The following is an 11,937-nucleotide window of genomic DNA, read 5'->3' as shown; positions in this document are numbered from 1 at the left end:
TGTGTTTTCTTTGTTTTTTGTTTCTGGTTTTTTGTTTGAGTTGTTGTTGTTGCGGGTGTTGTTTAAGGCGTTGTTGTTGCCGCCGTTGTTGCCGAAGCCGAATTTGTTGCTGCCCAGATTGCCGAGGCCGACGTTGAAGTTGCCCAGATTGCCCGAGCCCAGGTTGACGCTGCCCAGGTTGCCCGAGCCGAAGTTGAGGTTGCCGAGGTTGCCGTTGCCCTGGTTGAGATCACCGAGGTTGGCGTTGCCGAAATTCAGGCCGCCAAAGTTGGCGAAGCCGATATTGAAGATGCTCGACACGCCAGGTGGCAGCAGCCCGGTGGGCGCGGCAACAGCTGCCGCCGGGGCCGCGCCCGCGCCGGCAGCTATCGAGCTGCCACCGTTTAGCAGGCCCATCGCTTGGCCCGCCAGGCTTTGCAGCGGGCGGGTGAACGGCGCCAACGCGGTGGCGACCGTGGAAGCCGTGGAATGGTAGCCAAGCATCGCGGCGACGTCTTGCGCCCACATCTCCTCGTACTGGGCCTCGGCCGTGGCGATTGCCGGGGCATTCTGGCCGAAGAGGTTCGACCACACGAGCCGCACCAGCGAAGAACGGTTGGCTGCGACCAACGCCGGATGCACCATCTCGGTGCGCACCGCCTCGTAGACGTCGACTGCAATTTTCGCGTGTCCGGCCGCTTGCTCGGCTTGGGCCGCAGCCGACTGCAGCCACGCCACATAGGGCGTCGCCGCGGCCGCCATTGCCGCCGAGGCCGCACCCTGCCACGACCCGTGCACCAGACCAGAGGCCACCGACCCGAACGAGTCCGCCGCTATGCGCAACTCCGTCGCCAGCCCGTCCCAGGCCGTCGCCGCCTGCAGCATCGGGCCCGCGCCGGCGCCGGCGAAGATCTGCGCGGAATTGATCTCCGGTGGCAGTATCAAGAAATTCATGCGGCCGTCCTCCGTCAAGCGGTGTTTCCTCGTGCGCCCGTCAGAACGGGCGCCGTCGGGCTGCCCAGACCAAGCCCCAACCGCATCCCGACCGGCCGTGACGCTCACCGGATGGTGAACCGCGGACCATGAGGACCCGTCGGGGGAAGTTGTCCACTCGTGAGCAGTTTGTTGTCACGACCGACTGTGCCCGGCCATGCTTCGGCAAGCCTTCGCGAATCGTGAAATGCGCAGTTCGCGGTCGCTGTATCGGCGCCTGGGCCAGGGGAAGCTAGGCGGGCATCTGGAGTTCGAGGCGCACGCCGAGTAGCCGTATCGGGCGGTCCAGCTCGAACAAGTTCAGGACCCGCAGGGCGGCGCCGATGACGACGTCGGCGTCGGTGGTGGGCGCATCGAGCTTGCGGATCTTGGTGCGGGTGTAGAAAGCCGCGGTGCGTACGACAACGGCCACCCGGGTGACCAGCCGCCCCGAGGTCACCACCTCGTCGAGTGCCTTGCGGGCCAATTCCCTTAACGCTGATTCCATTTCGGTTCGTTCGGTGAGGTCTTGCGCAAAGGTGACGACGTGACTGCGGGAGCGCGGAACCCACGGGGTGGTGCTGACTTCGGTGTCGCCGCCGCCCTTGGCGAGCAGCAGCAGCCACAGCCCTGTTCTCGGGCCGAACGCCGACGTCAGCTCCTCGGCGTCGGCGTTCGCGAGCACTCTGACCGTGGTGATATCAAGGGCCGCAAGCTTTTTCGCCGTCTTCGGACCCACACCCCAGAGCGCGTCGACCGGACGGTCGGCCATCAGAGCCATCCAGTTGGTGTCGGTAAGCGCAAAGATGCCGGCCGGTTTCGCAAAACCGGTGGCGACTTTGGCGCGTTGCTTGTTGTCGCTGACGCCGATCGAGCAGGACAGCCCGGTCTCCGTGACGACCACAGCGCGGATCTGTTCGGCGACGTCGGTGGGATCTCCGGCGGCCACACCGACATACGCCTCGTCCCAGCCCCACACCTCGACCGGATGCCCCAGGTCGCGCAACAACGCCATCACCTGGTCAGAGGCCGCGTCATAGGCGGGCGGATCCAACGCCAGAAATACGGCGCCGGGGCAGCGGCGGGCGGCCGCACGTAACGGCATTCCCGCCCGCACGCCGAACTCGCGAGCCTCATAGGAAGCGCAGGTGACTACCTTGCGGGGTTCGGTGGGATCGCCGTTGCCGCCGATGATGAGCGGCAGCCCGGCCAGTTCGGGATGGCGGCGCCGCTCCACCGACGCCTGAAACTGGTCGAGGTCGACATGCAGTATCCATCGCGGCATCGGGATCGGTCACCGCCCGCAGAGCTTGCGCGCCAGGCCTTCCCACGCGTCGCCCAACGTTTTCAGGCTGTGACCGTGGTCGTTGAGCTGGTGCTCGACGTAGTCGACGTCGAGCAGGGCCAGCAGGGCATCGGTCTGGACATCAAGGTCGCCGGTCGTGTGAGCCGAGCGCAACAGCACCCGCACATGGGTGCGGTGCACCGACGCCGCCGCACTGTAACGGGTCTTCGGGTCCCGGTTGGCCTGCGACAGCAACTCGCGGTGGGCGTGGACGAAGCAGATCCGTTCCCGGCCGAACGCGATCAGGCGGTCCAACGGCGGCGCATCCGGGCCCAGCGGCGGTGGGCCGAACAGAAATGCCCGCTGACTGGCCCGCTCGTCCTCGTCGAGCAATACCGTCATCAGACCCGCCCGGCTGCCGAAGCGGCGAAACAGCGTGCCCTTGCCGACACCGGCCGCGGCGGCGACGTCGTCCATGGTGATCGCATCGGCGCCACGATTGGCGACCAGCCGGCGCGCCGCGTCCAGCAGCAGGGCGCGATTGCGCGCCGCGTCACCGCGCTCCGGCCGAGTCGACGCCGGCAACTCGTCACTCACCCCTGAACAGTAACCCGGAGGGATTAAAGCGGACCAGAGTCCGGTTGAGTCGTGCAAAGATGAGACCAACGCGAAGGGAAGCACTATGTCCGATTTCTCCGATTTCTCCGGCCTCTCCGGTATCCGAGTCTTGGCGCTGGTGGGAAGCCTGCGCACCGGTTCGGTCAACCGCCAGATCGCCGAGTTGGCGGCCGCTGTTGCGCCCGACGGCGTCAGCGTGACGGTGTTCGAAGGGCTGGCGGAGTTGCCGTTCTACAACGAGGACATCGATACCCCCGATGGCGTTCCCGGAGCGGTGATCGCGTTGCGACAGGCCGCGGCGCAAGCGGATGCGGCTCTAGTGGTCACCCCCGAATACAACGGCACTATCCCCGCTGTCATCAAGAACGCGATCGACTGGCTGTCACGCCCGTTCGGTGACGGCGCATTGAAAGCCAAGCCGCTGGCCGTCATCGGCGGGTCCGTGGGCCGATACGGCGGGGTATGGGCCCACGACGAGACCCGCAAGTCGTTCGCCATCGCCGGCGCGCGGGTGATCGACGCGATCAAGCTGTCGGTGCCGTTCCAGTCCCTGGCGGGCCAGGCGCCCGCGGACAGCTCCGAGATGTCGGCCAATCTGCGAGACATCGTCGGCAAGCTGGCTGCCGAGGTGGGCTGACCCGGCTACCGCGGGCGGGCCCGCACGGCGCTCCGCCAACCCTCGACGGCCCTGGCCAGCACGGAATTGCGCCTTTGCTGGGCTCGGCTTGCCCGACGATGACTCATGAGCTTGTCGGTGGTCGGTGATATACCGGGCGACATGGATACCACGGCCGGGTTGTGTGATCTGCGACACGCCGAGACCGGCTCGGGCACATGCCCACGACCTGCGAATTTCAAGAATGTCATTCAGAACATCTTGTATCTCTTCTCGTCCGGACCCCCTAGGTGTAGTGTTTCGGGCACCGGCAGATCCCAGGTTCACCGGGTCTCACCAGGTTCACGGGGCCCGCTGAACTTCCCGGAACCGGCATCGCCATGTCCGATCAGCATGGTGGCCCACGACGGGAATCTGGGAGCAAGCCGGGCCGCTGAACATAGCGAAGATGCACCACCTGAGTCGTTGCCAGTTCCTGTTCCCCGATTCCCGCAAAGGAGCGGTACGCCCATGACCATCACCGTCTACACCAAGCCCGCATGCGTGCAGTGCAGCGCCACCTACAAGGCGCTGGACAAGATCGGCATCGCCTACGAGAAGATCGACATCAGTCTGGATTCCGAGGCGCGGGACTATGTGATGGCGTTGGGCTACCTGCAGGCGCCGGTCGTGGTGGCCGGGGACGACCACTGGTCCGGCTTCCGGCCCGACCGCATCAAGGCGCTCGCCTTGGCTTCGCTGAGCGCATAGCACGAGCAGGCGCTAGGCAAGGAGACAGCGGTGCCATGGATATCAGGCCGTGCAACCTGGTCTATTTCTCCAGCGTGTCGGAGAACACCCACCGCTTCGTGCAGAAGCTGGGTCTGCCCGCCACGCGGATACCGCTGCACGGCGGCATCGAGGTCGACGAGCCCTACGTACTGATACTGCCCACCTACGGCGGCGGCCGGGTCACACCCAAACTGAATGCCGGCGGCTATGTCCCCAAACAGGTCATCGCCTTTTTGAACAACGAGCGCAATCGAGCGCTGCTGCGCGGCGTCATCGCGGCCGGCAACACCAACTTCGGTCCGGAGTTCGGCTACGCCGGTGACGTCGTCGCGCGCAAATGCGACGTTCCCTACCTTTACCGCTTCGAGTTGATGGGCACCGAGGACGACGTGGCCGCCGTCCGTGCGGGCCTGGCTGAATTTTGGAAGGAGCAGACGTGTCACCAACCGTCACTGCAGAGCCTGTAACCTCCGGGGCGCACTCGCACCTTTCGGGGGGGCAGGCAGAACTGGATTATCACGCGCTGAACGCGATGCTGAACCTGTACGACGCGGACGGCAAGATCCAGTTCGACAAGGACGTACTCGCGGCGCGCCAGTACTTCCTGCAGCACGTCAACCAGAACACCGTCTTCTTCCACAACCAGGACGAGAAGCTCGATTACCTGATCCGCGAGAACTATTACGAGCGTGAGGTTCTCGACCAGTACTCGCGTAACTTCGTCAAGTCGCTGCTGGACCGTGCCTACGCCAAAAAGTTCCGGTTCCCCACGTTTTTGGGCGCCTTCAAGTACTACACGTCCTACACCCTGAAGACTTTCGACGGGAAGCGCTATCTGGAGCGCTTCGAGGACCGGGTGGTCATGGTTGCGCTCACGTTGGCCGGCGGTGACACCACGCTGGCCGAGCAGCTGGTCGACGAGATCATCGAAGGCCGCTTCCAGCCGGCCACCCCGACGTTTTTGAACTCAGGCAAGAAACAGCGCGGTGAGCCGGTGAGTTGTTTCCCGGCCGGAACCCCGGTGGATACCCCCGACGGCCCTAAGGCAATCGAAACTCTGCAGGTGGGCGACCGGGTGCTCTCCCATGACGGGTCCTTCGCCGCCGTCGAGGCCGTCGTCGAGAACCCCAATGACCAAGCACTCATTTCGATCTCGCACTTCGGACACCGGGAACCGATCCTGTGCACCCCCGAGCATCCGATCCTGGTGTGGACCACGCGCGATGTGCAGACACTTATCGACGGTGACGGCGCGGACCCCTTCAACGGCTTCGTGTGGTTGGCTGCCAAAGACATTCGTCCTTCGGACTTCATCGTGACGGCAGCGCCGATGGAGGGGCGGACGCGACGGGTCTACGACCTGATGGAACACACCGGCGCGGGCGAATACGAAGAGGTCGATGGGCTCATACGTAAGGTCAACTCTGATCGGAAGCACCGCAACAAGCAGCGCCACCATATGAGCTTTGTATCGGTGAATCGCTACGTCGAGGAGTCGTACGATCTTGGCCTCGTCCTTGGCTGGTACCTCGCCGAAGGTCATATCTCCAAGCGATCGGGACCCGCGGACCGAACGCCCAATGGCATCCACTTCGCGGTCGGCACACACGAACTCGACTACCAGCAGGAGTTGGCGGCGGCATTCAAACGAGTGTTTGCCGCGGACCTCGCCATACACCAGAGTGTGTCGGACCAGTCGGTTCGTATGATTTGCAACAGCGAGGTCGTTGCGTCGTTGTTCCTCTCCCTGGTGGGCACGGGATATCGGTTGAAGCGGTTGTCCCACGACGTCTTAACGGCCGATGACGAGTTTCAGCGTGGATTGCTTGCCGGACTGTTTCGCGGCGACGGCTGCAGTACCAGCGGCGGCATGGTGCTCGACCTTGGCCCGGAGTTTGACCTGGGCCCGGAACTGATTGATCAGGTGCAGCTTCTATTGCGCCGAATCGGGATTGTCTCCAGGATCCGCCAGTACGTTAACCGGGCAGGCAACGTGACGGGACAGCTATTCGTGCCCGGGCTGCCCGGCGCCAACGAAGAGTTCATCTTCGATGTCGGCAAGAACCTGCACAACTATATCGGCCAGAAAGGGTCGTCGCGCACGACCTATCAGGTTGTGCACGGGCGGCACGTGTACGGGATCCGTGAGTTGCGGCGCACGCAGGAAGCCCCAACGAAGGTCTACAACCTCCACGTCAAAAATACGCACACGTACACGATTCGCGGCACTGTCGTGCACAATTGTTTCCTGCTTCGCATCGAGGACAACATGGAGTCGATCGGGCGATCGATCAACTCCGCACTGCAGCTGTCCAAGCGCGGCGGCGGAGTTGCGTTGCTGCTGACCAACATTCGCGAGCACGGCGCGCCGATCAAGAACATCGAGAACCAAAGCTCCGGCGTCATCCCGATCATGAAGCTGCTCGAGGATTCGTTCTCTTATGCCAACCAGCTGGGCGCGCGTCAGGGCGCCGGCGCAGTGTACCTGCATGCGCATCACCCCGACATCTACCGCTTCCTGGACACCAAGCGGGAAAACGCCGATGAGAAGATCCGCATCAAGACGCTGAGCCTGGGCGTGGTGATTCCCGACATCACCTTCGAGTTGGCCAAGCGCAACGACGACATGTACCTGTTCTCGCCCTACGACGTCGAGCGGGTCTACGGGGTGCCGTTCGCCGACATCTCGGTCACCGAGAAGTACTACGAGATGGTCGACAACCCGCGGATCCGTAAGACCAAGATCAAGGCGCGGGAGTTCTTCCAGACGTTGGCCGAGTTGCAGTTCGAGTCCGGCTACCCCTACATCATGTTCGAAGACACGGTGAACCGGGCCAACCCCATCGAGGGCAAGATCACCCACTCGAACCTGTGCTCGGAGATCCTGCAGGTGTCCACGCCGTCATACTTCAACGAAGATTTGTCGTATGCCAAAGTGGGCAAAGACATTTCGTGCAACCTGGGGTCGCTGAACATCGCCAAGGCGATGGATTCGCCGAACTTCGCCCAGACGATCGAGGTGGCCATCCGCGCGCTGACCGCGGTGAGCGACCAGACCCACATCACGTCGGTACCTTCAATTGAGCAGGGCAACAACGACTCCCACGCAATCGGGTTGGGTCAGATGAACCTGCACGGCTACCTGGCGCGGGAGCGCATCTTTTACGGGTCCGAGGAGGGCATCGACTTCACCAACATCTACTTCTACACGGTGCTCTACCACGCGTTGCGCGCGTCGAATCGGATCGCGAGAGAAAGAGGCACGCACTTCAAGGGCTTCGAGCGGTCCAAATACGCGTCGGGGGAGTTCTTCGACAAGTACACCGAGCAGATTTGGGAGCCGAAAACCGAGAAGGTGCGCCGGCTATTCGCCGACGCCGACATTCACATCCCTACTCAAGACGACTGGCGGCGGCTCAAGGAATCGGTGCAGGCGGACGGCATCTACAACCAGAACCTGCAGGCGGTGCCACCCACCGGGTCCATTTCCTACATCAACCACTCGACGTCGTCGATCCACCCGATCGTGTCCAAGGTCGAGATCCGCAAGGAAGGCAAGATCGGCCGGGTCTACTACCCGGCGCCGTATATGACCAACGACAACCTGGAGTACTACCAGGACGCCTACGAGATCGGCTACGAGAAGATCATCGACACCTATGCCGCGGCCACTCAGCATGTGGATCAAGGGCTTTCGCTGACGTTGTTCTTCATGGACACCGCCACCACCCGTGACGTGAACAAGGCGCAGATCTACGCCTGGCGCAAGGGAATCAAGACGCTCTACTACATCCGGCTGCGGCAGATGGCCCTGGAAGGAACCGAAGTAGAGGGGTGCGTGTCCTGCATGCTCTAGGCGCGCAAGCCGGCCCTGAAGTCGCCACGGCGAGCAGTCTGCCCAGGTCAGCGGCCGCAACGGGGTAAGGTGCTTGACGTGGTGAGAATCAGCCGGCCCCACCCTAGCGTGAAGCCCGGGGGCAAAGTCGACGCGCGCAGTGAACGTTGGCGCGAACACCGCAAGAAGGTGCGCAACGAAATCGTCGAAGCGGCTTTCCGTGCCATCGACCGCCTGGGGCCCGAGCTGAGTGTGCGGGAAATCGCCGAGGAAGCCGGCACCGCCAAGCCCAAGATTTACCGGCATTTCACCGATAAGTCCGACCTGTTCGTCGCGATCGGGGAGCGGCTGCGCGACATGCTGTGGGCCGCGATCTTCCCGTCGATCAACCTCGCCACCGACTCGGCCCGCGAGGTCATCCGGCGCAGCGTCGAGGAGTACGTCATCCTCGTCGACAAGCACCCCAATGTGCTCCGAGTCTTCATTCAGGGCCGCTCCGCAAAGCAGTCCGAGGCGACGGTGCGCACGCTCAATGAAGGCCGGGAAATCACTTTGACCTTCGCCGAGTTGTTCAACAACGAACTGCGTGAGATGGACCTGAATCGAGCGGCGCTCGAACTCGCCGCGCACAGCGCGTTCGGAGCGGCCGCCTCGGCCACCGAATGGTGGCTGGGTCCCGAGCCCGACAGCCCGCGACGGATGCCGCGAGAGCAATTCGTCGCGCATCTGACCACGATCATGATGGGCGTCATCGTCGGCACCGCCGAGGCGCTGGGCATCACCATGGACCCCGACAAGCCGATCCACGACGCGGTACCCAGCAATCGCGCTGTCAGCTGAGTGCAGGCTGCGTTGACATCGCCGCGAGGATCGTCAACACTCGTTCTAACCGATACCCTGGGTACTGGGTACTTGGGCCGGGCGGCCCAAAGCTCGCCTCACTAGGAAAGACCGATCCACCATGACCAATGCCGTCACAGAAGCCGGCCCGGCGCCGCAGTCCGCCCAGCCGCCGGTGCACACCCGCGCCGTCATCATCGGGACCGGGTTCTCCGGTCTGGGCATGGCGATCGCACTGCAGAAGCAGGGCTTCTCCGGCCAAGACTTCATCATCTTGGAGAAGGCCGACGACGTAGGGGGCACCTGGCGCGACAACAGCTACCCCGGCTGTGCCTGCGACATCCCGTCACACCTGTACTCGTTTTCGTTCGAGCCCAAGCCCGACTGGAGGAACCCGTTCTCTTATCAGCCCGAGATCTGGGACTACCTCAAGGGCGTCACCGAGAAGTACGGGCTGCGCCGCTACATCGAATTCAATTCGTTGGTCGATCGCGCTTACTGGGACGACGAGGAATACCGCTGGCACGTCTTCACCACCGACGGGCGCGAGTACGTGGCCCAGTTCTTGATCTCAGGAGCCGGAGCGCTGCACATCCCGTCCTTCCCCGACATCGACGGGCGTCATGAATTCGCCGGCCCCGCTTTCCATTCCGCGGAGTGGGACCACAGCGTCGACCTCACCGGCAAGCGGGTGGCCATCATCGGGACCGGCGCCAGCGCGATCCAGATCGTGCCGGAGATCGTCGACCAGGTCGCCGAACTTCAGCTCTACCAACGCACTCCGCCGTGGGTGGTGCCGCGCTCCAACCCCGAGATCCCGCCGGCGCTGCGCCAGGCTATGGAGAACGTTCCCGGGCTGCGTGCACTGGCGCGCCTGGGTTTGTACTGGGCGCAGGAGGCGCTGGCCTTCGGCATGACCAAGCGGCCGAACGCGCTGAGGTTCATCGAGGCCTACGCCAAATACAACATTCGCCGCTCGGTGAAAGACCGCGAGCTGCGCCGCAAGCTGACCCCGCACTATCGCATCGGGTGCAAGCGGATCCTCAACTCCTCCACCTATTACCCAGCCGTCGCGAACCCCAAGACCACGTTGATCACCGACCGCATCACCCGAATCACGCGCGACGGGATCGTCACCGCCGACGGCGCCGGCGGTGAGGTTTCCCGAGGTGTCGACGTGATCGTGTACGCCACCGGCTTCCACGTCACCGACTCCTACACCTACGTGCAGATCAAGGGCCGCCACGGTGAGGATCTGGTCGACCGGTGGAATCGCGAGGGCATCGGGGCGCATCGCGGGATCACCGTGGCCGAGATGCCCAACCTGTTCTTCCTGCTCGGCCCCAACACCGGGCTGGGGCACAACTCCGTGGTGTTCATGATCGAGTCGCAGATCCACTACGTCGCCGACGCGATCGCCAAGTGCGACAAGTTGGGCGCGCAGGCGTTGGCTCCCACGCGCGCCGCCCAGGATCGTTTCAACGACGAGTTGCAACGCAAGTTGGCCGGCTCGGTGTGGAACAGCGGCGGTTGCAGCAGCTGGTATCTCGACGAGCATGGCAAGAACACCGTGCTCTGGGGCGGCTACACCTGGCAGTATTGGCGGGCCACCCGCTCGGTCAAAACCGACGAATACCAATTCTTGGGGGTCGGTAACGGCTCGGCGGAGAACCGGAAGACGGTCGCCGCGGCGAAATAGCGACTCGGTTGGTCGCGGCACCCGGCCATCACGCCGGCACGCCATGCGACACGCAAACACAACCTCTTGTGTTGCGCCGGCTTGTCGGACCCCAGGGGTAGTGTTTGAGGCCTGAGTAGAGCGGCCGTTCTGGGAGGCAACAGTGAAGGTTATCGACCGGGTCTCAGCGATCAACTGGAACCGGCTGCAAGACGAAAAGGACGCCGAGGTCTGGGATCGGCTGACCGGAAACTTCTGGTTGCCCGAGAAGGTGCCGGTGTCCAACGACATCCCTTCTTGGGGCACGCTGACCGCCCATGAGAAGCAGCTCACCATGCGGGTCTTCACCGGTCTGACCATGCTGGACACCATCCAGGGCACCGTGGGTGCGGTCAGTCTGATCCCGGACGCGCTGACCCCCCACGAGGAGGCGGTGCTTACCAACATCGCGTTCATGGAATCGGTACACGCCAAGAGCTACAGCCAGATCTTTTCCACGTTGTGCTCGACGGCCGAGATCGACGACGCCTTCCGCTGGTCGGAGGAAAACCCCAACCTGCAGCGCAAAGCGGAGATTGTGCTGCAGTACTACCGCGGAGACGAACCGCTCAAGCGCAAGGTCGCCTCCACGCTGCTGGAGAGCTTCCTGTTCTACTCGGGCTTCTACTTGCCGATGTACTGGTCGAGCCGAGCCAAGCTGACCAACACCGCCGACATGATCCGGCTGATCATCCGCGACGAGGCCGTGCATGGCTACTACATCGGCTATAAGTTCCAGCGCGGTCTGGCTTTGGTCGACGAGGCAAAACGTGCCGAGCTCAAGGACTACACCTACGAGCTGCTGTTCGAGCTCTACGACAATGAGGTCGAATACACCCAAGATCTTTACGACGAGGTCGGGCTGACCGAAGACGTCAAGAAATTCTTGCGTTACAACGCCAACAAGGCGCTGATGAATCTGGGTTACGAGGCGTTGTTCCCGCGTGACGAGACCGACGTGAATCCGGCGATCCTGTCGGCGCTGTCACCCAACGCCGACGAGAACCACGACTTCTTCTCCGGCTCGGGTTCCAGCTACGTCATCGGCAAGGCCGTCGTCACCGAGGACGAGGACTGGGAGTTCTAACGGGGCTTCGCCCCAGCCCGACGAGGCATGTCGTGGTCAGCTTGGGGTGTGGGGCTCCGGTCGGACGGGCGGCCAGTCAGGCCAACCAACCGCGCTATGCGGTTCATACACCGGATCGGTCCGCCGGTCACGGTCTCAACCCCGTCCGACCGGAGCCCCACACCCCAAGCTGATCACGACATGCCTCGTCGGGCTGGGGCGAAGCCCCGTTAGTACT

Annotated in this window: 9 protein-coding genes and 3 pseudogenes; 9 read left to right on the top strand and 3 right to left on the bottom strand. The window is 63.3% G+C overall.

Annotated elements, in window-relative coordinates; all coding sequences use genetic code 11:
- From BST40_RS25725 to BST40_RS25715, 3 genes are all read right to left on the bottom strand, one after another.
- Positions 1-933: PPE family protein (locus BST40_RS25725; protein ID WP_142276809.1), on the bottom strand; the 933-nt coding region annotated here is incomplete at its 3' end.
- Between the two features lie 271 nt (positions 934-1,204).
- Positions 1,205-2,236, bottom strand: coding sequence for a DNA polymerase IV (locus BST40_RS25720; RefSeq protein ID WP_075545808.1), 1,032 nt, complete (start codon positions 2,234-2,236; stop codon positions 1,205-1,207).
- A 9-nt stretch (positions 2,237-2,245) separates the two neighbouring features.
- Entirely contained in the window at positions 2,246-2,857 is a 612-nt protein-coding gene (locus tag BST40_RS25715; RefSeq protein ID WP_083156164.1) for a TetR/AcrR family transcriptional regulator, read from the bottom strand.
- Positions 2,858-2,918: 61 nt separating this feature from the next.
- Here BST40_RS25715 and BST40_RS25710 point away from each other — a divergent pair, with 61 nt between their 5' ends.
- From BST40_RS25710 to nrdF, 9 genes and pseudogenes are all read left to right on the top strand, one after another.
- The gene (locus tag BST40_RS25710) at positions 2,919-3,491 is read left to right on the top strand and encodes an NAD(P)H-dependent oxidoreductase (RefSeq protein WP_075545810.1); all 573 of its coding nucleotides are present in this window, start codon (positions 2,919-2,921) and stop codon (positions 3,489-3,491) included.
- Positions 3,492-3,980: 489 nt separating this feature from the next.
- Positions 3,981-4,220 carry a redoxin NrdH gene (locus tag BST40_RS25705; RefSeq protein ID WP_075545811.1) on the top strand — a complete coding sequence of 80 codons (240 nt, stop codon included), beginning with the start codon at positions 3,981-3,983 and terminating at the stop codon, positions 4,218-4,220.
- A 35-nt stretch (positions 4,221-4,255) separates the two neighbouring features.
- A complete protein-coding gene (gene nrdI, locus BST40_RS25700) occupies positions 4,256-4,708 on the top strand; it encodes a class Ib ribonucleoside-diphosphate reductase assembly flavoprotein NrdI (RefSeq protein ID WP_083156162.1) in 453 nt (150 codons plus the stop codon).
- A pseudogene (locus BST40_RS32975) lies at positions 4,678-5,247 on the top strand (ribonucleotide reductase N-terminal alpha domain-containing protein); the annotation flags it as partial. The gene nrdI and the pseudogene BST40_RS32975, both read left to right, overlap by 31 nt.
- Positions 5,236-6,456: pseudogene (locus tag BST40_RS32970) on the top strand (LAGLIDADG family homing endonuclease); the annotation flags it as partial. The pseudogenes BST40_RS32975 and BST40_RS32970, both read left to right, overlap by 12 nt.
- A 24-nt stretch (positions 6,457-6,480) precedes the next feature.
- Positions 6,481-8,097 (top strand): annotated as a pseudogene (gene nrdE / locus BST40_RS32965) (class 1b ribonucleoside-diphosphate reductase subunit alpha); the annotation flags it as partial.
- A 78-nt stretch (positions 8,098-8,175) separates the two neighbouring features.
- Complete coding sequence (locus BST40_RS25690; RefSeq protein WP_075545814.1) at positions 8,176-8,916, top strand: TetR/AcrR family transcriptional regulator; 741 nt, start codon at positions 8,176-8,178, stop codon at positions 8,914-8,916.
- Between the two features lie 121 nt (positions 8,917-9,037).
- Entirely contained in the window at positions 9,038-10,615 is a 1,578-nt protein-coding gene (locus BST40_RS25685; protein WP_075545815.1) for a flavin-containing monooxygenase, read from the top strand.
- A gap of 142 nt (positions 10,616-10,757) precedes the next feature.
- Positions 10,758-11,720 carry a class 1b ribonucleoside-diphosphate reductase subunit beta gene (gene nrdF, locus BST40_RS25680; protein WP_075545816.1) on the top strand — a complete coding sequence of 321 codons (963 nt, stop codon included), beginning with the start codon at positions 10,758-10,760 and terminating at the stop codon, positions 11,718-11,720.
- Positions 11,721-11,937: the final 217 nt, after the last annotated feature.

Origin of the sequence: Mycobacterium persicum (assembly GCF_002086675.1) — a bacterium.
Lineage (GTDB): Bacteria > Actinomycetota > Actinomycetes > Mycobacteriales > Mycobacteriaceae > Mycobacterium > Mycobacterium persicum.
This window is presented reverse-complemented; position numbering and strand designations above follow the sequence as displayed.